This window comes from Massilia sp. Masssp94, assembly GCF_059491305.1.
In genome coordinates this window covers 3,263,596-3,285,110 of the sequence record NZ_CP168501.1, presented here as the reverse complement: position 1 = coordinate 3,285,110, position 21,515 = coordinate 3,263,596, and the positions used below count along the sequence as shown (strand labels likewise).

General features: G+C 58.6%; 9 protein-coding genes, 4 tRNA genes, 6 rRNA genes and 1 pseudogene. 4 read left to right on the top strand and 16 right to left on the bottom strand.

Annotated features, from left to right (window positions below):
- Window positions 1–126: 126 nt before the first annotated feature.
- Window positions 127–1,026 carry an NAD(P)-dependent oxidoreductase gene (locus ACEN9G_RS14570; RefSeq protein ID WP_483126723.1) on the bottom strand — a complete coding sequence of 300 codons (900 nt, stop codon included), beginning with the start codon at window positions 1,024–1,026 and terminating at the stop codon, window positions 127–129.
- 151 nt (window positions 1,027–1,177) lie between these two features.
- On the opposite strand from ACEN9G_RS14570, the gene ACEN9G_RS14565 reads away from it, so the two are divergent.
- Window positions 1,178–1,717: an acyloxyacyl hydrolase gene (locus ACEN9G_RS14565; protein ID WP_229412198.1), complete on the top strand. Its 540-nt coding sequence runs from the start codon at window positions 1,178–1,180 to the stop codon at window positions 1,715–1,717.
- A 100-nt stretch (window positions 1,718–1,817) separates the two neighbouring features.
- Window positions 1,818–3,263 (top strand): DHA2 family efflux MFS transporter permease subunit, encoded by a 1,446-nt coding sequence (locus tag ACEN9G_RS14560; protein ID WP_413343631.1) that lies wholly within the window; start codon window positions 1,818–1,820, stop codon window positions 3,261–3,263.
- A gap of 6 nt (window positions 3,264–3,269) precedes the next feature.
- On the opposite strand, the gene ACEN9G_RS14555 is transcribed toward ACEN9G_RS14560, so the two are convergent.
- The 10 genes and pseudogenes from ACEN9G_RS14555 to ACEN9G_RS14510 all read right to left on the bottom strand — a co-directional run bounded on the left by ACEN9G_RS14555 (window position 3,270) and on the right by ACEN9G_RS14510 (window position 14,418).
- Window positions 3,270–4,451 carry a penicillin acylase family protein gene (locus ACEN9G_RS14555; RefSeq protein WP_413343629.1) on the bottom strand — a complete coding sequence of 394 codons (1,182 nt, stop codon included), beginning with the start codon at window positions 4,449–4,451 and terminating at the stop codon, window positions 3,270–3,272.
- A 34-nt stretch (window positions 4,452–4,485) separates the two neighbouring features.
- Complete coding sequence (locus ACEN9G_RS14550; RefSeq protein ID WP_413343627.1) at window positions 4,486–5,658, bottom strand: penicillin acylase family protein; 1,173 nt, start codon at window positions 5,656–5,658, stop codon at window positions 4,486–4,488.
- A gap of 182 nt (window positions 5,659–5,840) precedes the next feature.
- Window positions 5,841–5,953 (bottom strand): 5S ribosomal RNA (rrf, locus tag ACEN9G_RS14545).
- A 126-nt stretch (window positions 5,954–6,079) separates the two neighbouring features.
- A 23S ribosomal RNA gene (locus ACEN9G_RS14540) occupies window positions 6,080–8,956 on the bottom strand.
- A 219-nt stretch (window positions 8,957–9,175) separates the two neighbouring features.
- Window positions 9,176–9,251, bottom strand: a tRNA-Ala gene (locus ACEN9G_RS14535).
- A 9-nt stretch (window positions 9,252–9,260) separates the two neighbouring features.
- Window positions 9,261–9,337 (bottom strand) — tRNA-Ile (locus ACEN9G_RS14530).
- Window positions 9,338–9,418: 81 nt separating this feature from the next.
- Window positions 9,419–10,947, bottom strand: a 16S ribosomal RNA gene (locus tag ACEN9G_RS14525).
- The 16S, 23S and 5S rRNA genes sit together here with 2 tRNA genes alongside, the layout of an rRNA operon.
- Window positions 10,948–11,318: 371 nt before the next feature.
- Window positions 11,319–12,466, bottom strand: a pseudogene (gene ampC / locus ACEN9G_RS14520) (class C beta-lactamase).
- 87 nt (window positions 12,467–12,553) lie between these two features.
- Window positions 12,554–13,309: a LytR/AlgR family response regulator transcription factor gene (locus ACEN9G_RS14515; protein WP_413343482.1), complete on the bottom strand. Its 756-nt coding sequence runs from the start codon at window positions 13,307–13,309 to the stop codon at window positions 12,554–12,556.
- A gap of 2 nt (window positions 13,310–13,311) precedes the next feature.
- Window positions 13,312–14,418 (bottom strand): sensor histidine kinase, encoded by a 1,107-nt coding sequence (locus tag ACEN9G_RS14510; RefSeq protein ID WP_483126722.1) that lies wholly within the window; start codon window positions 14,416–14,418, stop codon window positions 13,312–13,314.
- Between the two features lie 141 nt (window positions 14,419–14,559).
- Between ACEN9G_RS14510 and bla the strand changes: the two genes are divergently transcribed.
- Both bla and ACEN9G_RS14500 read left to right on the top strand, forming a co-directional pair.
- Window positions 14,560–15,408, top strand: a complete 849-nt coding sequence (bla, locus tag ACEN9G_RS14505) for a subclass B3 metallo-beta-lactamase (protein WP_413343486.1) — start codon at window positions 14,560–14,562, stop codon at window positions 15,406–15,408.
- On the top strand, window positions 15,405–16,292 hold the full coding sequence (locus ACEN9G_RS14500; RefSeq protein WP_413343488.1) for an alpha/beta hydrolase: 888 nt from the start codon (window positions 15,405–15,407) through the stop codon (window positions 16,290–16,292). The genes bla and ACEN9G_RS14500 overlap by 4 nt, the downstream gene beginning before the upstream one ends.
- A 51-nt stretch (window positions 16,293–16,343) precedes the next feature.
- On the opposite strand, the gene rrf (ACEN9G_RS14495) is transcribed toward ACEN9G_RS14500, so the two are convergent.
- The 5 genes from rrf (ACEN9G_RS14495) to ACEN9G_RS14475 form a co-directional block, all read right to left on the bottom strand.
- Window positions 16,344–16,456 (bottom strand): 5S ribosomal RNA (rrf, locus tag ACEN9G_RS14495).
- Between the two features lie 126 nt (window positions 16,457–16,582).
- Window positions 16,583–19,460 (bottom strand): 23S ribosomal RNA (locus tag ACEN9G_RS14490).
- Between the two features lie 206 nt (window positions 19,461–19,666).
- A tRNA-Ala gene (locus ACEN9G_RS14485) sits at window positions 19,667–19,742 on the bottom strand.
- Between the two features lie 9 nt (window positions 19,743–19,751).
- Window positions 19,752–19,828: transfer RNA gene (locus ACEN9G_RS14480), tRNA-Ile, on the bottom strand.
- An 81-nt stretch (window positions 19,829–19,909) separates the two neighbouring features.
- Window positions 19,910–21,438, bottom strand: a 16S ribosomal RNA gene (locus ACEN9G_RS14475).
- Window positions 21,439–21,515 lie beyond the last annotated feature (77 nt).

The following is a 21,515-nucleotide window of genomic DNA, read 5'->3' as shown; positions in this document are numbered from 1 at the left end:
CCGGGGCAACAAACTGTTGCGGCGGGCCATCTAGTCCATTGTCTCCGTGATATTACGTAACGATGTAATACCTCTGGGAATTATACGAGGTTGTATTGATAGCGCAAACAGGTAGCGAATAAATACTTATGGCATACGGTCCGGCGCGGTGCCCAGCCGCTTGCCTGGATTCATCCGCTCCAGCGCGATGAGGCCGGCCGCATGGTCGGCGGACGGGATGTCGCCCGCGATGCTCTCGAACTGCCGCGTCACGAGTTCCGTCACGGGCAACGTGACGCCGGCGCCGCTGGCTGCCGCCAGGATGTTGCGCTGATCCTTCAATTGCGTCTTGACCTGGCCGCCCGGCATGAAGTCCCGCTCCAGCATGCGCTGGCCATGCACTTCCAGCACGCGGCTGCCGGCAAAGCCGCCGCGGATCGCCTCGCGCACGGCAGCCGGATCGGCCCCGGCCGCTTCCGCCAGCAGCAGCGCTTCCGCCACAACATTGATCGTCGCACCGACGATCAACTGGTTGCACAACTTGGCCACCTGGCCGCTGCCGACGGGCCCGACGGCTTTCGGCGATCCCATCACGCGCAGCACGGGCTCGGCCTGGGCGTAGTCGGCCGCATCGGCGCCGGCCATGATCGCGAGTTGCCCCGCTTCCGCGCCGCCCACGCCGCCGGACACGGGCGCATCGACGAAGCGGCAGCCGGCCTGGCGCAGGCGGGCGGCAAAATTCACGGCTTCGTCCTGGCGCGTGGAGCTCATGTCGATCCACAACGTGTTGTGCGCGAGTGCCGGCAGGGCATCGTCGATGACCTGGCCGACGACCGGGCCCGCTTCCAGGATCGAGATCACGATGTCGGCACCGCGCACGGCATCCATCAGGTCGGCCTGCGGTTCGGCCCCGGTGTCGCGCAGTGCCTCGGCCTTGGCGGCCGTACGGTTCCACACGCGCAGGGGATAGCCGGCCTGCGCCAGCCGGGTCGCCATCGGTTTGCCCATCAGGCCGATGCCGAGAAATGCCACAGTCGGTAACGTCATTGCTTCCTCTCGATGATTCATTGTCCGCATTTTAACAATTGATAGGTCGACTACGTCCTTTCAACGACCTCGCTACAATAGCGGTTTGGCCGTGACCATTTTGCTTGCACGGCTCTCATTCACAGCAAAGGCAATGTTCTCCATGAAAAAAATGATGCGTTCCCTGGCGGCCGTGGCCGCGTTGTCGGCCGCGACGGCGGCCCATGCCGCCGACGGTTATTTCGATTCCTCGTCGGTGGAAGTCGGCGGCGGCGAACACGTGCAAGTCGTCCGTCTCGCGGTCCAGAAAGACTGGAACAAATCCTGGCTGCCGACCAGCGGCTACCACCTGAACGGCTATTGGGACGCGAACGTGGCCTACTGGCGCGCCAACCAGTGGCTCGACCAGCAGGGCAACACGAAGGACCTGGCCGTCGTCGGCATCACGCCGGTGTTCCGCTGGGAAGCCGACAACAAGCTGGGCTTCTACGCCGACGCCGGCATCGGCGCCGCGGTCTTCTCGAGCGTCTACCGCAACACGCACCGCCAGCTGTCGACCGCGTTCGAATTCGCCGACCACGTGGGCGTGGGCTATGTCTTCGCCAACAAATGGGAACTGGGCGCGCGCCTGCAACACTACTCGAACGGCGGCATCAAGAAACCGAACGGCGGTGTGAACCTGCTGCTGCTGAAGGCGGCGTACCACTATTAAGATCAAACCGGGGTCAGAGCCCGAATTTAAGCAATTGCCCAAAATCGGGCTCTGACCCCGGTTGCGACCCGGTTATCGGATTTGTGTGAGAATCCATCCGATGACCGATACCGACACCATCAAACGCTATCTGCCGTGGCTGGTGGCGACTGCGCTGTTCATGGAGCAGCTCGACGCCACCATCGTCAACACCGCCGTCCCCAGCATCGCGGCCAGCCTGCAGGTCACACCGCTCAGTCTCAAATCCGTCGTCACGAGTTACATCCTCAGCCTGGCCGTGGGCATTCCGGTGAGCGGGTGGATGGCCGACCGGTTCGGCACTCGCCGCGTGTTCTTCACGGCGATCGCGATCTTCACGGTGGCGTCCGTGCTGTGCGGCCTGTCGCTGAACGCCCCGATGATGGTCGCGGCCCGCCTGTTGCAGGGCCTCGGCGGCGCGATGATGATGCCGGTCGGGCGCCTGTCGATCATCCGCACGTTTCCCAAGAACGAGTTGCTGGGCGCGATGAACTTCGTGATCCTGCCGGCGCTGATCGGCCCGTTGCTGGGCCCGACCGTCGGCGGCCTGATCGTGCACTGGGTTTCCTGGCGCTTTATTTTCTTCGTCAACGTGCCCGTCGGCCTGCTCGCGCTATACCTCGTCTGGCGCCATATGCCGGATTACCACGGCGCCGAGCCGCGTCCGCTGGACGTGATCGGGCTGATCCTGTTCAGCTCCGGCACGGCGATCCTGTCCTGGCTGCTGGAAGTGTTCGGCGAGCACACGCTCGACCCCATGACGGCCGGCCTGATGCTGGCGCTATCGATCTCCCTGCTGGCCGCGTATGCCTGGCACGCGAACGAAGCCCAGTTCCCTCTGCTGCGCCTGGCGTTGTTCAAGGTGCGCACGTTCCGCATCTCGGTGCTGGGCGGCTTCATCACGCGCCTGGGCATCGGCGGCCTGCCCTTCCTGCTGCCGCTGCTGTACCAGCTGGGCCTCAAGCTCGCGCCGTGGCAGTCGGGCCTCTTGATGATGCCGACAGCCGCCGCCGCGATGGGCATGAAGCTCATCGCGCCTAAAGTCCTCGCCCGCTTCGGCTACCGTCAGGTGCTCATGTTCAACACGATCTGCATCGGCCTGACGATCGGCCTGTTCTCGCTCGTTGGGCCGTCCACGCCGTGGTACGCCATCGCGGGCATCGGCTTGCTGCAGGGCTTTTTCAATTCGCTGCAATTCTCGAGCATGAACACGCTCGCGTATGCCGACGTGGAATCGAAAGACTCCAGCATGGCCAGCACGATCGCCTCGTCATTCCAACAGCTGTCGATGAGCTTCGGCCTCGCCGCCGGTTCGATCGTGACGGCGTGGTTCCTGGGCCGCGTGCCGCAGACGGACCAGGTGATGGTCACCAAGGCGCTGCACCACGCGTTCATCACGCTGGCCGTCATGACGATGCTGTCGTCCCTCGTCTTCGCGCGCCTGCGCCGCGGCGATGGCGCAAGCATCACGCAGGGCAAGACAGCGACAGCCGTGGCGCAGGATCCGGCGCCGCTGTCGCAAGCCTGACGCGGGTTACTCGGTCAGCGTTGTGGTCTTGCGGTTCGGATCCGCATTGATGCCGGCGTCCGTGAACGGCAGCGTCGGCCATTCCTTGCGCGAGTACAGCGGCAACTGGTCCGCATAGTACGGCGACTTCGGGTCCGTCGACTGGCCATAGACGAGCATCGCCTGGGCGACCGGGCCGGCATCGTCGAACGTCACCGTCTGCACATAGCTCGTGCCCCAATAGACGTTGTTGTAGCCGGTGGTCGTGAGGCCGGTGCTCATCCGCAGCGAGTTGTACGAACCGTCGACGTCGCCCACGCCGCCATGCAAGGGCGTGCGCGCGCCGTTGCGCGTCTCGCCCTGGTAATCGCCCAGCTTCGCGTCGAGCGGGATGTTCAGCGATTGCAAGGTCTGCGCCGCCGTCTTCAGCGCGGCGAACATCGCGGGCAGCGCGGCGGGCGCGACACCATTGGGCGTGTGGACGGGGTCGGCCGGGTCGAGCGGCACCTTCCACTTGTTGGGGATCTGCGAGGCCGCGGTCCAGAATTCGCGGAACAGGACGGCGCCCCGGCTGTCGAGGTTCGCGTGACGGTCCCACGCAGCGAGCACCGTGCAGGCCTGGACGAGGGTCGCATCGTTCGTTGGGCAGGCCGCCAGCAGGTCCGGCAGCACGAGCTCGGCAGCGTAGATGCGGTCGGCGAACACGAGCGTCTGCAGGTCGGACAGCTGGAATTGATGTCCCTGTTGCGCCAACTCTTCGAACTGGATGAAGCCGATGCGCGTGCGCAGGCGCTGCTCGACACCCGTCTTGCCGTACAGCGGCGAATAGCCCAGCGGCGCCGGGCCCGTCAGCAGGGATCGGGCGTTGGTCAGCCAGTAGCTGTCGTTCGAATTGCCCACGTAGTCCGTGCGCAGCATCGATGGGGCATTGGCCGGCGAGAAAATGCCGGCAGGCGCATTGGCATCCTGGCCCCAGCCGCACGCACTGCGCGAACCGTCGAACAACACGAGGGCCGGCAGGAGCAGGCAATTGCCCACGAACTTGTCCGTCGTGACGCGCGGGACGACGCTTGCGTCCGCATACAACGCATTGCCGGCGCGGTCGGCCGCGACCGTGTTCACCCACGGCAGGCCGACGACGGTGTCCAGCGACGATTTGAGCGTCTGCACGCTCGTCGCGGTGCCGATGCCCAGCCATTGTTCGAGCATGCGGGTATTGCCGCGGTTTGGGTCCGCAAGGACATTAGGCCGTCGTGCTGCTCCACGTCAGCCCCGCCTCCGGTTTCACGATGACGGCGCCCTGCTTGCTGAAGTAAAAGGTCTTGGTGCGCTTCGCCGTCGTGCCGTCCGCCATGAGGATGTCGACGGATACTGTCTTCGACGTCATCTTGTTCTTCTCGCCGTCGATCAGATAGGTCGTGCCCGTCGAATCGCCCGCATCGAGTGCCAGTTTAAACGTCGTGAAGTGCGTGGCGGCCGTGACGGTGTGCGACCACGCGACATCCTTGTTGAACCCGATGACAACGACCGGCAAGCCACCCAGCACGACACCCATCGCGTCATAGCGGCCGGGCACGGTGAGATGGGCCTGGTAGAAGCGGTCGGTACTCGTCCAGGGGAAGTGGGGATTGCCGAGCAGGAGGCCGCGGCCGCTCGCGGACAAGTCCTTGCCGACGGCCAGCGCATTGCTGCCGAAGCCCTGGTGCACGACTTTGTCCAGGCGGGCGAGCAGGAACACGGGGTCGAGCTTGCGCCGTGGCGACTTTGTAGCCACCGCCACCATCGCGGTCGCATCGCGGGCGCCCGCAACGACCTCCTTCGCGAACACTTCGCCCGAGGCGTGCAGCGCTTTCTCGGCCAGGACCAGGTACATATCCTCGACCGTCATCGGCTTGACCCACTTCGCGTCCTTGCACGCGGCCGGATAATTGCCGGCATGATCCTTCAGGTAGCGGTTGTAGCCGGCCACATAGCCTTCGAGCAGATCACGCGGCTCCTTTGCGCCGGCGGTATAACTGGCGCGCAGCTGGTCGACGTCGAGATAGCCCTTGAAGAAGAAATCGCTGTCTTCGTTTTTCAGGTCCATGAATCCGCTGGCGGCGCCGTATTCATCGCCCTTGCGGGCCGTGGCACGGGCTTCGCCGCCGAAATACAGCGAACGCTCGCCACGTACGGTCAATAAGGAATCGGCAAACATGCACAGGTTGTCCTGCGCGTAGGCATACGCGAGGCCATAGCCCAGGCTACGGAAATCGGCCGCCTTGACGTGGACGATGCCGTGGGTCGTGCGGATGATGTCGGCGCTGAACTGGGGCGGCGGTGCGGACGTGGAAGGCGAAATGTCGCTGTCGTGATGGCTGCAGGCGGTGAAAATGGCGCCCAGGGCGATCGCAGGAAAAACACGATGGAAGTGCATAGTGCTCCTTGAACGTAGAACGCGAATCGGGCTATCGATGCTAGCGGTTTTCGCTTTTGCTACAACTGTTGGAACACAAGCTTGTCAGGTTTCGTTTTTTCCGATTCAAATATCCGTTTTCGAGGCGCCGAAAAGCAAAAAGCCCGCTCAGTATCAACTGAACGGGCTTCTGCATATAACTAGCCTGACGATAACCTACTTTCACACTGGTTGCAGCACTATCATCGGCGCAGAGTCTTTTCACGGTCCTGTTCGGGATGGGAAGGGGTGGTACAGACTTGCTATGGTCATCAGGCATAACTTGTACGAGTGCCGCTTGCATAGTGCATGCGTCACTCTGAATCCGGAAGAAGCAGTTTTCGTAATCTGTTGTCTCAACAAACAGCTGAACCCTTGCGTTGGCAATGACTGCCAAGGTTATAGGGACAAGCCGTACGGGCAATTAGTATCAGTTAGCTTAATGCATTACTGCACTTCCACACCTGACCTATCAACGTCCTGGTCTCGAACGACCCTTCAAGGAGCTCAAGGCTCCGGGAAATCTCATCTCAAGGCGAGTTTCCCGCTTAGATGCTTTCAGCGGTTATCTCTTCCGAACTTAGCTACCCGGCAATGCCACTGGCGTGACAACCGGTACACCAGAGGTTCGTCCACTCCGGTCCTCTCGTACTAGGAGCAGCCCCCTTCAAATTTCCAACGCCCACGGCAGATAGGGACCAAACTGTCTCACGACGTTTTAAACCCAGCTCACGTACCACTTTAAATGGCGAACAGCCATACCCTTGGGACCGGCTACAGCCCCAGGATGTGATGAGCCGACATCGAGGTGCCAAACTCCCCCGTCGATATGAACTCTTGGGAGGAATCAGCCTGTTATCCCCAGAGTACCTTTTATCCGTTGAGCGATGGCCCTTCCATACAGAACCACCGGATCACTATGTCCTACTTTCGTACCTGCTCGACTTGTCGGTCTCGCAGTTAAGCACGCTTATGCCATTGCACTATTAGCACGATGTCCGACCGTACCTAGCGTACCTTCGAACTCCTCCGTTACACTTTAGGAGGAGACCGCCCCAGTCAAACTGCCTACCATGCACTGTCCCCGACCCGGATTACGGGCCAAGGTTAGAACCTCAAACGAACCAGGGTGGTATTTCAAGGTTGGCTCCACGAGAACTGGCGTCCCCGCTTCAAAGCCTCCCACCTATCCTACACAGATTGGTTCAAAGTCCAATGCAAAGCTACAGTAAAGGTTCATGGGGTCTTTCCGTCTAGCCGCGGGTAGATTGCATCATCACAAACATTTCAACTTCGCTGAGTCTCGGGAGGAGACAGTGTGGCCATCGTTACGCCATTCGTGCAGGTCGGAACTTACCCGACAAGGAATTTCGCTACCTTAGGACCGTTATAGTTACGGCCGCCGTTTACTGGGACTTCAATCAAGAGCTTGCACCCCATCATTTAATCTTCCAGCACCGGGCAGGCGTCACACCCTATACGTCCACTTTCGTGTTTGCAGAGTGCTGTGTTTTTATTAAACAGTCGCAGCCACCAGTTTATTGCAACCCTTTCACCCTCATGGAGTAAACCATTCAAGCTACCGGGGCGTACCTTATCCCGAAGTTACGGTACCAATTTGCCGAGTTCCTTCTCCCGAGTTCTCTCAAGCGCCTTAGAATACTCATCTCGCCCACCTGTGTCGGTTTGCGGTACGGTCTCGTATGACTGAAGCTTAGAGGCTTTTCTTGGAACCACTTCCGATTGCTTCGTGTCACAAGGACACACGTCTCGACCCCTTGAATTACGCGCCCGGATTTGCCTAAGCGCCTTCTATGAGTCAAGAACCAACTATTCCAACAGTTGGACAACCTTCCGCGATCCGTCCCCCCATCGCATCATACGACGGTGCAGGAATATTAACCTGCTTCCCATCAGCTACGCATCTCTGCCTCGCCTTAGGGGCCGACTCACCCTGCTCCGATGAACGTTGAACAGGAAACCTTGGGCTTTCGGCGAGAGGGCTTTTCACCCTCTTTATCGCTACTCATGTCAGCATTCGCACTTCCGATACCTCCAGCATCCTTTACAAGACACCTTCTCAGGCTTACGGAACGCTCTCCTACCATATGTGCAAGCACATATCCGCAGCTTCGGTGACTGGCTTAGCCCCGTTACATCTTCCGCGCAGGACGACTCGATCAGTGAGCTATTACGCTTTCTTTAAATGATGGCTGCTTCTAAGCCAACATCCTGACTGTTTTAGCCTTCCCACTTCGTTTTCCACTTAGCCAATCTTTGGGACCTTAGCTGGCGGTCTGGGTTGTTTCCCTCTTGACGCCGGACGTTAGCACCCGACGTCTGTCTCCCAAGCTCGCACTCATCGGTATTCGGAGTTTGCAATGGTTTGGTAAGTCGCAATGACCCCCTAGCCATAACAGTGCTCTACCCCCGATGGTGATACTTGAGGCACTACCTAAATAGTTTTCGGAGAGAACCAGCTATTTCCAGGTTTGTTTAGCCTTTCACCCCTACCCACAGCTCATCCCCTAATTTTTCAACATTAGTGGGTTCGGACCTCCAGGGCGTGTTACCGCACCTTCATCCTGGCCATGGGTAGATCACCTGGTTTCGGGTCTACACCCAGCGACTGTCGCCCTGTTCGGACTCGATTTCTCTACGGCTCCCCTATCCGGTTAACCTCGCCACTGAATGTAAGTCGCTGACCCATTATACAAAAGGTACGCCGTCACCCCACGAAGAGGCTCCGACTGTTTGTATGCACACGGTTTCAGGATCTATTTCACTCCCCTCCCGGGGTTCTTTTCGCCTTTCCCTCACGGTACTGGTTCACTATCGGTCGATTACGAGTATTTAGCCTTGGAGGATGGTCCCCCCATCTTCAGACAGGATTTCTCGTGTCCCGCCCTACTTGTCGTACGCTTAGTACCACCGTTCGAATTTCGTGTAAGGGGCTATCACCCTCTATGGCCAGCATTTCCAGGCTGTTCCACTATTCGATCGACTATCACGTACAAGGCTCATCCCATTTCGCTCGCCACTACTTTGGGAATCTCGGTTGATTTCTTTTCCTGCAGCTACTTAGATGTTTCAGTTCGCCGCGTTCGCTTTGCATACCTATGTATTCAGTATGCAATGACCTAAAAGGCCGGGTTTCCCCATTCGGAAATCTGCGGATCAAAGTGTGTTTGCTCACTCCCCGCAGCTTATCGCAAGCTACTACGTCCTTCATCGCCTGTAATCGCCAAGGCATCCACCATGTGCACTTATTCACTTGTCCCTATAACGTTGGCCCCTGCATGAGTATCAGGGAACGTCATAACAACAAGAGTTCAGCTTACTTTGTTTGTTGATACATACAGATTTTCTACCCTAAGTGTGCACCTAACTTTCGTTAGCTACACGCTTAAAGAAAACTTTACTTCTTCCAGATTGTTAAAGAACGAGAACTACACTTATCTAAAGCTTGTGCCTTACATAAATGCAGTGAACAGAGAGTTGGTGGAGGATGACGGGATCGAACCGACGACCCCCTGCTTGCAAAGCAGGTGCTCTCCCAGCTGAGCTAATCCCCCAGTGTAACGTGGTAGGGCTGGTTGGACTCGAACCAACGACCCCCGCGTTATCAACACGGTGCTCTAACCAGCTGAGCTACAGCCCCGAAAACTCTTCTCGTTTAACTTTGAACAGTCGATAAGCGTAGGCGCTTGATGATGGAGCGTTAGCTCCCGTGCCACTCTAGAAAGGAGGTGATCCAGCCGCACCTTCCGATACGGCTACCTTGTTACGACTTCACCCCAGTCACGAATCCTACCGTGGTAAGCGCCCTCCTTGCGGTTAAGCTACCTACTTCTGGTAAAACCCGCTCCCATGGTGTGACGGGCGGTGTGTACAAGACCCGGGAACGTATTCACCGCGGCATGCTGATCCGCGATTACTAGCGATTCCAACTTCACGCAGTCGAGTTGCAGACTGCGATCCGGACTACGATACACTTTCTGGGATTAGCTCCCCCTCGCGGGTTGGCGGCCCTCTGTATGTACCATTGTATGACGTGTGAAGCCCTACCCATAAGGGCCATGAGGACTTGACGTCATCCCCACCTTCCTCCGGTTTGTCACCGGCAGTCTCATTAGAGTGCCCTTTCGTAGCAACTAATGACAAGGGTTGCGCTCGTTGCGGGACTTAACCCAACATCTCACGACACGAGCTGACGACAGCCATGCAGCACCTGTGTTCAGGCTCCCTTTCGGGCACCCTCCAATCTCTCGGAGGTTCCTGACATGTCAAGGGTAGGTAAGGTTTTTCGCGTTGCATCGAATTAATCCACATCATCCACCGCTTGTGCGGGTCCCCGTCAATTCCTTTGAGTTTTAATCTTGCGACCGTACTCCCCAGGCGGTCTACTTCACGCGTTAGCTGCGTTACCAAGTCAATTAAGACCCGACAACTAGTAGACATCGTTTAGGGCGTGGACTACCAGGGTATCTAATCCTGTTTGCTCCCCACGCTTTCGTGCATGAGCGTCAATCTTGACCCAGGGGGCTGCCTTCGCCATCGGTGTTCCTCCACATCTCTACGCATTTCACTGCTACACGTGGAATTCTACCCCCCTCTGCCAGATTCAAGCCTTGCAGTCTCCATCGCAATTCCCAGGTTAAGCCCGGGGCTTTCACGACAGACTTACAAAACCGCCTGCGCACGCTTTACGCCCAGTAATTCCGATTAACGCTTGCACCCTACGTATTACCGCGGCTGCTGGCACGTAGTTAGCCGGTGCTTATTCTTCAGGTACCGTCATTAGCCCAGGATATTAGCCTGAACCGTTTCTTCCCTGACAAAAGAGCTTTACAACCCGAAGGCCTTCTTCACTCACGCGGCATTGCTGGATCAGGCTTGCGCCCATTGTCCAAAATTCCCCACTGCTGCCTCCCGTAGGAGTCTGGGCCGTGTCTCAGTCCCAGTGTGGCTGGTCGTCCTCTCAGACCAGCTACTGATCGTCGCCTTGGTGAGCCTTTACCTCACCAACTAGCTAATCAGATATCGGCCGCTCCAGGAGCATGAGGTCCGAAGATCCCCCACTTTCATCCTTGGATCGTATGCGGTATTAGCGTAACTTTCGCTACGTTATCCCCCACTCTTGGGTACGTTCCGATATATTACTCACCCGTTCGCCACTCGCCGCCAGGTTGCCCCGCGCTGCCGTTCGACTTGCATGTGTAAAGCATGCCGCCAGCGTTCAATCTGAGCCAGGATCAAACTCTTCAGTTTAATCTCTGTTTTTGCTACTTTCGTAGCAGATCGCTCACTCAAATTACTGACCGTCACTCATTGCTGAGCAACGTATTTCTTTTGTGTGAACATTTGATAATTTAAGCATTCAGCACCCCGAAGGATGCTGGCACTTCATCAAACGCCCACACTTATCGACTGTTGATTGTTAAAGAGCTGTATTCGGTACTGCCTTGCTGCGCTTGCGAATCGTTTTGTTCGTCAGCAGCAGAGAAGTGAGATTATGCAGTAGTTCGCTTAACTCGTCAACCCCTCGTCTGTTTTGTTGCGCCGTCGTTACCGACTGATTTTCTTGCGCTGCAAAACAGGAGGCGAACTATAGCAAAGGCTGGCCGCAGTGCGCAAGGGGGTCACGGTACTAAATGCCCGAGAATCGAATACGCCGCCTCCACCCGCGCCGCATTCGGGTAATTCTTATTGGCCAGCATGACGATCCCGACGCGACGCGACGGCACGAACAAAACATAAGCGCCAAATCCGCGCGTCGCGCCCGTCTTGTTGAAAAGCGTCCCCGGCGGCGGGACCTGGGCCGGCTCCAGCCGGACGGCCGGATTCGGCTCGGCACTCATCTTCGTGGAATTCCCTGCCTGTAGCGCAGCCAGGCTCACGGGCGCGCGGTACTGCTCCCATCCGAGCCCCTGCACGGTATCGCCGATGCGGAAATAACCGGTGTGCGTGCAATCGATGGCGCGCCGCATCGGTTCCGGCAGGCCGCTGGCGTCGATGTTCAGCTGGACGAAGCGGATCATGTCCGCCGCGCTGGCTTTTACGCCATACGTCTCCGCGTCGAACGGTCCGGGGCCGACGCGCACCGGTCGGTTGGTCTTGTCGTAACCCCAGGCGTAGTCGCCCGTTGCGCCGCCAGGCACGCGGATATGACTGTGCTTCAGGCCCAGCGCGGGGAACAGCCGGCCTTCGACGGCATCGGCAAACCCGGCGCCCAGCGCCCGCGCCGTCACATGGCCGAACAGCCCGAGACTGGGATTCGAATACCGGCGGAGCGTGCCGGGTGCGGCGTCCGGGCGCCACGTGCGGAAGTAAGCGATCGCCTGCGCCTCGGTCTCGACGTCGTCCGGGAATTGCTGCGGCAGGCCTCCCGGCGTATAGGTGCCCAGTTCGAGCACGCTCGCACGGTCGATCGCGCTGCCCTTCAGTTGCGGGACGTATTGGCCGGGATGATCCGCGAACGACAGCTTGCCGAGTCCCTGCGCGTAACACGCCAGCGTCGCCGTGACGGTCTTGCTGACGGAGCCCAGTTCGAACAAGGTGTTCTCGGTGACGGGCTTGTGCTCCTGTTTCGACGCCTCGCCGTAATTGAAGAACAGTGCCTGGCCATCCACCGTGACGGCGACCGCCATGCCGGGCACGTCGTGCTGCGCCATCAAGGGCTGGATGGCGCGGTCGACGGCAGCGCGCACGGCGGCGGCATCGACGGCGCCGGCCGTCAGCGGCAACAACGACAGGCATGCGAGGGCGATGGATTTCGTAGACAAGGCATTCTCCGCGTTCGTTCGTGACGGGCACCAGTATAGGCACGCAGCCATGTCCGGCGACAGCGCGGCCATCCCGGCAAACCGGGTGTCCGTCACATCGCCGACTTCAGCGCGCCCAGGTAACGCTCGCTGACGGCGACCGTGGCGCCACAACGCAGCGTGAGCCGGTAGCTGCCGTCGCCGACGGAATCCAGCCGCGCGATCTCGCCGCGCCTGACGATCGCGCCGCGGTGCACGCGCAGGAAGGCCTCGGGCGCGAGCAGCGTTTCGAGACGGTTGAGCGTGATGCGGTGCAGGACCGTGCGTCCGGCCAGGTGCAGCTCGACGTAATTCCCGGCCGATTCGATCCACAGGATGTCCGCCACCCGGATCTGCTCGATGCGGCCGACGGAGCGCACGTTGATCCGCTCCGGCCGCGCCGCAGTCTGGCCGGCATCGACGTAATCGCGCAGCGCCGCGCCATAGGCCTCGCGCTGACGCTGTCCGAGCATGGCGCTTATGCGCTCGACCGTCTGGGCCAGGCGTGCATCGTTCAGGGGCTTGAGCAGGTAGTCGAGTGCGTGCACGTCGAACGCGTCGATCGCGTGTTCGCTGTAGGCCGTCACGAACACGATGAGTGGCGGCGCGCATGCGCGGCTGATCTCGCGGGCGAGCACGAGGCCCGATTCGGCCGGCATCTGGATGTCGAGGAAGATGACGTCGACCTCCTGCGCGGCCAGCACCGCGCGCGCGGACGCGGTGCCGTCGCATTCGGCCACGAGCCGCCAGTCCGGATGCGCGGCCAGGGCCAGGCGCAGGTTCGAACGGCTGGGCAGCTCGTCGTCGACGATCAGGTAGCGCACCGGCATGCTCACTCCCGCGCCAAAGGCAGGCGGACTTCGGCCACGAAGCGGCCGTCCGGCAGGGTCGTGCGCAGCGTCGCGGTGGGATGCATGAGGCGCAACCGCTCGCGCGTATTCGCGAGCCCGAGACCCGCGCCGGGATTGGGCGACGCCTGCGCGAGCGCGGGATTCGTCACCCGGATCGTGAGCGCCGCGCCGTCGGACACGAAGGACAGGCGAATATCGCTCGGTCCGTCGTGGCAGTCGAGATCGTGGCGCAACGCGTTCTCGATCAGCGGCTGCAGCAGCAGCGGCGGACAATCGACGTCGTGCAGCAGCGCGTCGTCGCCGTCGATGCGGACCTGCAGCCGGTCGCCGTAGCGCAGGCGTTGCAGGTCGAGGTAGTCGCGGACGAACTGCAGCTCGTCCGCGACGGTCGCCGTATTGCGCACGCTGGCCGACAGCGCGTAGCGCAGCAGGTCGCTCAGGCGGCCGATGCCCCCGAGGGCCAGCGTGCGGTCGCCTTCGCGCACGAGCGCGCTGATCGCATTCAGCGCATTGAACAGGAAATGCGGTTCGAACTGCGCGCGCAGGGCCAGCATGCGCTGCTCTTCCAGCGCGAGGCGCAGATTCAGCATGTCGGTCTGGCTGCGCTGCCACGCCAGTTCGCGCTCGCGCGCCTGCCGCCAGTAGTGGACCGCGAGGATGGCGGCGAACGTGCCCGTCGTCGAGAACCAGCCGACCAGCAGCATCTTCATCAGCAGGCGGCGCGCGTCGTCGACGCTCGCGATGTGCAGGTAGCCGCGCAGCCACGCCATGTACGTCCACTGCGTGGGCTGGAACACGAGCACGAGGCCCACGAACAGCAGGAACACGTTGCGCGGACGGGCGATCAATCCCGGCCAGCGCGCGAGAGCGAGGCTCAGGCCCGCGCTCAGGACGATCAGCGGCACGGCGTACTCCACGAACCACGTCACCAGCAGTGACGGATAGTGGCTGTCGACGCCGAGGCGCAGGTTGTCGCTGTAGGTCTGCAGGGCGCCCAGGGTGCTGATCGCCGTCCACAAGAGCACGACGATGGCGATGGTCCTTACCGCGGGCGGCATCGATGGCGGGGAAATGGCGTGCTGCGTCATCGGGAAAGTATAGCCTGCCGGTGGACAGCGGCCGGCCGCTTCGTCACGTGGAAGCGGCGTTTCGTCACGGCGACGTGTCCGTCGTACCGGCATGGCCGCAGAATCGGCGACGCATCCTCTTTATCAACTCTCCAGCTACCCATGAAAAACACGATACGCCTGGCTGCCGCGCTCCTGCTCGGCGGCGTCTCCGCTTCCACCGTCGCCGGCATGACGGAGTGGCTCGCGCCGCAGGATCCGTTCCCCGTCTACGGCAACACGTATTACGTCGGCACGCACGGCATCAGCGCCGTGCTGATCACGTCGCCGGCGGGCCACATCCTCATCGACGGCGGTCCGCCCGCCGCGGCCGACCAGGTCGCGGCGCATGTCCGCGCGCTCGGCTTCAAGGTCGAAGACATCCGCTACATCCTGAATGGCCACGATCACTTCGACCACGCGGGCGGCATCGCCGCGCTGCAGAAGATGAGCGGCGCGACGGTGCTGGGCAGCCCGGCGTCTGTCGCCGTGCTGAAGTCGGGCCAGCCGGACAAGCGGGATCCGCAATATCCCAGCCTGGTCCCGATGACACCCGTCGCCAACACGCGCGCGGTACGCGACGGCGAAGTCGTGACACTCGGGCCGCTCGCCGTCACGGCGCACTTCACGCCGGGGCACACACCGGGTGCCACCAGTTGGACGTGGCAATCGAGCGAAAGCGGCAAGACGATGCGCGTGGTGTACGCGGACAGCCTCACCGCCATGGCTGCAGATGGCCGCAGTTTCAGCAGGAATCCGCTCTATCCGACCGCGCGCGCGGACGTCGAGCGTTCGATCGCCACGATCGAAGGACTGGAATGCGACGTGCTCGTGAGCGCGCATCCGGATTTCGGTGATCTTTGGGAGCGGAAGGAGAACAAGACCCTCGTCGATCGCGACGCCTGCCGCAAGTACGCGGCGGTCGCGCGGGAATGGCTGGCGAAGACGCTGGCGGCGGAGGGGCAACAGTGACGGTCATCCGCAAACTGCTGTTGGCGTGCTGCTTCGTGTCCAGCCTGGCCTCGGCCGCGACACCTTATGTGCTCGACGACACGGAGGTGCGCGACGTGCATGCGAATACGCTGAACCGCGACTACCAGGTATTCGTCGCGCTGCCCGATTCGTATCGTTCGTCGAGCCGGCATTATCCGGTGGTGTTCGTCGTCGACGCGAACTACGCGTTTCCGGTCGCGCGCGGTATCGCCCAGCGGCTGGCCAAGCATGCGGGTTTGGAAGAGGCGATCGTCGTCGGGCTGTCGTATGCGAAGGGCGACAGTCCCGTGTATAGCCGGCGCCGCGATTACACGCCGTCGATGCCCCGGGGCCAATATGTCTCCGATATGCCGGGGTGGAGCGCCGCGTTCGGCGAGGCGCAAGCCTATGGCCGCTTCATCGCTGCCGACGTCTTCCCGCTGATCGCCGCGAACTACCGGGCCGACATGAGTCGCAAGATCTTTGTCGGCCATTCGTATGGCAGCCTGCTCGGCCTGCAAGTGCTGTTGAGCGAGCCGGCCACGTTCGACCATTACATCCTCGGCAGTCCATCGCTGTGGTTCGACCAGGGCGTGATGTTCGATCGGGAACAGGCTTATGCAAAGGGACACAAGGATATGCCGGCGTCGGTGTCCTTCGGTATCGGCGGCCGTGAGACATTGCCGGCGAACCGGAAGCGGTCGCGAACGGAAGAGAATGCGGACATGGTCGCGGATCTATGCGACTTCGACGCAGCATTGAAAACGCACCGGTATCCGAACCTGAAAAGCCGGCTCGAAGTATTTGCGGACGAGGATCATGCCAGCGTCTTTCCGCTGGTGCTGACCCATGGCTTGCGGGCGTATCTGAAGAAGGTGAAGTAGAAAGCAAAAAGCCCGCTCAGTATCAACTGAACGGGCTTCTGCATATAACTAGCCTGACGATAACCTACTTTCACACTGGTTGCAGCACTATCATCGGCGCAGAGTCTTTTCACGGTCCTGTTCGGGATGGGAAGGGGTGGTACAGACTTGCTATGGTCATCAGGCATAACTTGTACGAGTGCCGCTTGCATAGTGCATGCGTCACTCTGAATCCGGAAGAAGCAGTTTTCGTAATCTGTTGTCTCAACAAACAGCTGAACCCTTGCGTTGGCAATGACTGCCAAGGTTATAGGGACAAGCCGTACGGGCAATTAGTATCAGTTAGCTTAATGCATTACTGCACTTCCACACCTGACCTATCAACGTCCTGGTCTCGAACGACCCTTCAAGGAGCTCAAGGCTCCGGGAAATCTCATCTCAAGGCGAGTTTCCCGCTTAGATGCTTTCAGCGGTTATCTCTTCCGAACTTAGCTACCCGGCAATGCCACTGGCGTGACAACCGGTACACCAGAGGTTCGTCCACTCCGGTCCTCTCGTACTAGGAGCAGCCCCCTTCAAATTTCCAACGCCCACGGCAGATAGGGACCAAACTGTCTCACGACGTTTTAAACCCAGCTCACGTACCACTTTAAATGGCGAACAGCCATACCCTTGGGACCGGCTACAGCCCCAGGATGTGATGAGCCGACATCGAGGTGCCAAACTCCCCCGTCGATATGAACTCTTGGGAGGAATCAGCCTGTTATCCCCAGAGTACCTTTTATCCGTTGAGCGATGGCCCTTCCATACAGAACCACCGGATCACTATGTCCTACTTTCGTACCTGCTCGACTTGTCGGTCTCGCAGTTAAGCACGCTTATGCCATTGCACTATTAGCACGATGTCCGACCGTACCTAGCGTACCTTCGAACTCCTCCGTTACACTTTAGGAGGAGACCGCCCCAGTCAAACTGCCTACCATGCACTGTCCCCGACCCGGATCACGGGCCAAGGTTAGAACCTCAAACGAACCAGGGTGGTATTTCAAGGTTGGCTCCACGAGAACTGGCGTCCCCGCTTCAAAGCCTCCCACCTATCCTACACAGATTGGTTCAAAGTCCAATGCAAAGCTACAGTAAAGGTTCATGGGGTCTTTCCGTCTAGCCGCGGGTAGATTGCATCATCACAAACATTTCAACTTCGCTGAGTCTCGGGAGGAGACAGTGTGGCCATCGTTACGCCATTCGTGCAGGTCGGAACTTACCCGACAAGGAATTTCGCTACCTTAGGACCGTTATAGTTACGGCCGCCGTTTACTGGGACTTCAATCAAGAGCTTGCACCCCATCATTTAATCTTCCAGCACCGGGCAGGCGTCACACCCTATACGTCCACTTTCGTGTTTGCAGAGTGCTGTGTTTTTATTAAACAGTCGCAGCCACCAGTTTATTGCAACCCTTTCACCCTCATGGAGTAAAACCATTCAAGCTACCGGGGCGTACCTTATCCCGAAGTTACGGTACCAATTTGCCGAGTTCCTTCTCCCGAGTTCTCTCAAGCGCCTTAGAATACTCATCTCGCCCACCTGTGTCGGTTTGCGGTACGGTCTCGTATGACTGAAGCTTAGAGGCTTTTCTTGGAACCACTTCCGATTGCTTCGTGTCACAAGGACACACGTCTCGACCCCTTGAATTACGCGCCCGGATTTGCCTAAGCGCCTTCTATGAGTCAAGAACCAACTATTCCAACAGTTGGACAACCTTCCGCGATCCGTCCCCCCATCGCATCATACGACGGTGCAGGAATATTAACCTGCTTCCCATCAGCTACGCATCTCTGCCTCGCCTTAGGGGCCGACTCACCCTGCTCCGATGAACGTTGAACAGGAAACCTTGGGCTTTCGGCGAGAGGGCTTTTCACCCTCTTTATCGCTACTCATGTCAGCATTCGCACTTCCGATACCTCCAGCATCCTTTACAAGACACCTTCTCAGGCTTACGGAACGCTCTCCTACCATATGTGCAAGCACATATCCGCAGCTTCGGTGACTGGCTTAGCCCCGTTACATCTTCCGCGCAGGACGACTCGATCAGTGAGCTATTACGCTTTCTTTAAATGATGGCTGCTTCTAAGCCAACATCCTGACTGTTTTAGCCTTCCCACTTCGTTTTCCACTTAGCCAATCTTTGGGACCTTAGCTGGCGGTCTGGGTTGTTTCCCTCTTGACGCCGGACGTTAGCACCCGACGTCTGTCTCCCAAGCTCGCACTCATCGGTATTCGGAGTTTGCAATGGTTTGGTAAGTCGCAATGACCCCCTAGCCATAACAGTGCTCTACCCCCGATGGTGATACTTGAGGCACTACCTAAATAGTTTTCGGAGAGAACCAGCTATTTCCAGGTTTGTTTAGCCTTTCACCCCTACCCACAGCTCATCCCCTAATTTTTCAACATTAGTGGGTTCGGACCTCCAGGGCGTGTTACCGCACCTTCATCCTGGCCATGGGTAGATCACCTGGTTTCGGGTCTACACCCAGCGACTGTCGCCCTGTTCGGACTCGATTTCTCTACGGCTCCCCTATCCGGTTAACCTCGCCACTGAATGTAAGTCGCTGACCCATTATACAAAAGGTACGCCGTCACCCCACGAAGAGGCTCCGACTGTTTGTATGCACACGGTTTCAGGATCTATTTCACTCCCCTCCCGGGGTTCTTTTCGCCTTTCCCTCACGGTACTGGTTCACTATCGGTCGATTACGAGTATTTAGCCTTGGAGGATGGTCCCCCCATCTTCAGACAGGATTTCTCGTGTCCCGCCCTACTTGTCGTACGCTTAGTACCACCGTTCGAATTTCGTGTAAGGGGCTATCACCCTCTATGGCCAGCATTTCCAGGCTGTTCCACTATTCGATCGACTATCACGTACAAGGCTCATCCCATTTCGCTCGCCACTACTTTGGGAATCTCGGTTGATTTCTTTTCCTGCAGCTACTTAGATGTTTCAGTTCGCCGCGTTCGCTTTGCATACCTATGTATTCAGTATGCAATGACCTAAAAGGCCGGGTTTCCCCATTCGGAAATCTGCGGATCAAAGTGTGTTTGCTCACTCCCCGCAGCTTATCGCAAGCTACTACGTCCTTCATCGCCTGTAATCGCCAAGGCATCCACCATGTGCACTTATTCACTTGTCCCTATAACGTTGGCCCCTGCATGAGTATCAGGGAACGTCATAACAACAAGAGTTCAGCTTACTATGTTTGTTGATACATACAGATTACTACCCTAAGTGTGCATCCAACTTTCGTTAGCTACACGCTTAAAGAAAACTTTACTTCTTCCAGATTGTTAAAGAACGAGAACTACACTTACCTAAAACCAGCGTCTTACGTAAAGATAGTGGTGGAGGATGACGGGATCGAACCGACGACCCCCTGCTTGCAAAGCAGGTGCTCTCCCAGCTGAGCTAATCCCCCAGTGTAACGTGGTAGGGCTGGTTGGACTCGAACCAACGACCCCCGCGTTATCAACACGGTGCTCTAACCAGCTGAGCTACAGCCCCGAAAACTCTTCTCGTTTAACTTTGAACAGTCGATAAGCGTAGGCGCTTGATGATGGAGCGTAAGCTCCCGTGCCACTCTAGAAAGGAGGTGATCCAGCCGCACCTTCCGATACGGCTACCTTGTTACGACTTCACCCCAGTCACGAATCCTACCGTGGTAAGCGCCCTCCTTGCGGTTAAGCTACCTACTTCTGGTAAAACCCGCTCCCATGGTGTGACGGGCGGTGTGTACAAGACCCGGGAACGTATTCACCGCGGCATGCTGATCCGCGATTACTAGCGATTCCAACTTCACGCAGTCGAGTTGCAGACTGCGATCCGGACTACGATACACTTTCTGGGATTAGCTCCCCCTCGCGGGTTGGCGGCCCTCTGTATGTACCATTGTATGACGTGTGAAGCCCTACCCATAAGGGCCATGAGGACTTGACGTCATCCCCACCTTCCTCCGGTTTGTCACCGGCAGTCTCATTAGAGTGCCCTTTCGTAGCAACTAATGACAAGGGTTGCGCTCGTTGCGGGACTTAACCCAACATCTCACGACACGAGCTGACGACAGCCATGCAGCACCTGTGTTCAGGTTCCCTTTCGGGCACCCTCCAATCTCTCGGAGGTTCCTGACATGTCAAGGGTAGGTAAGGTTTTTCGCGTTGCATCGAATTAATCCACATCATCCACCGCTTGTGCGGGTCCCCGTCAATTCCTTTGAGTTTTAATCTTGCGACCGTACTCCCCAGGCGGTCTACTTCACGCGTTAGCTGCGTTACCAAGTCAATTAAGACCCGACAACTAGTAGACATCGTTTAGGGCGTGGACTACCAGGGTATCTAATCCTGTTTGCTCCCCACGCTTTCGTGCATGAGCGTCAATCTTGACCCAGGGGGCTGCCTTCGCCATCGGTGTTCCTCCACATCTCTACGCATTTCACTGCTACACGTGGAATTCTACCCCCCTCTGCCAGATTCAAGCCTTGCAGTCTCCATCGCAATTCCCAGGTTAAGCCCGGGGCTTTCACGACAGACTTACAAAACCGCCTGCGCACGCTTTACGCCCAGTAATTCCGATTAACGCTTGCACCCTACGTATTACCGCGGCTGCTGGCACGTAGTTAGCCGGTGCTTATTCTTCAGGTACCGTCATTAGCCCAGGATATTAGCCTGAACCGTTTCTTCCCTGACAAAAGAGCTTTACAACCCGAAGGCCTTCTTCACTCACGCGGCATTGCTGGATCAGGCTTGCGCCCATTGTCCAAAATTCCCCACTGCTGCCTCCCGTAGGAGTCTGGGCCGTGTCTCAGTCCCAGTGTGGCTGGTCGTCCTCTCAGACCAGCTACTGATCGTCGCCTTGGTGAGCCTTTACCTCACCAACTAGCTAATCAGATATCGGCCGCTCCAGGAGCATGAGGTCTTGCGATCCCCCACTTTCATCCTTAGATCGTATGCGGTATTAGCGTAACTTTCGCTACGTTATCCCCCACTCTTGGGTACGTTCCGATATATTACTCACCCGTTCGCCACTCGCCGCCAGGTTGCCCCGCGCTGCCGTTCGACTTGCATGTGTAAAGCATGCCGCCAGCGTTCAATCTGAGCCAGGATCAAACTCTTCAGTTTAATCTCTGTTTTTGCTACTTTCGTAGCATGTCGCTCACTCAAAATACTGACCGTCACTCATTGCTGAGCAACGTATT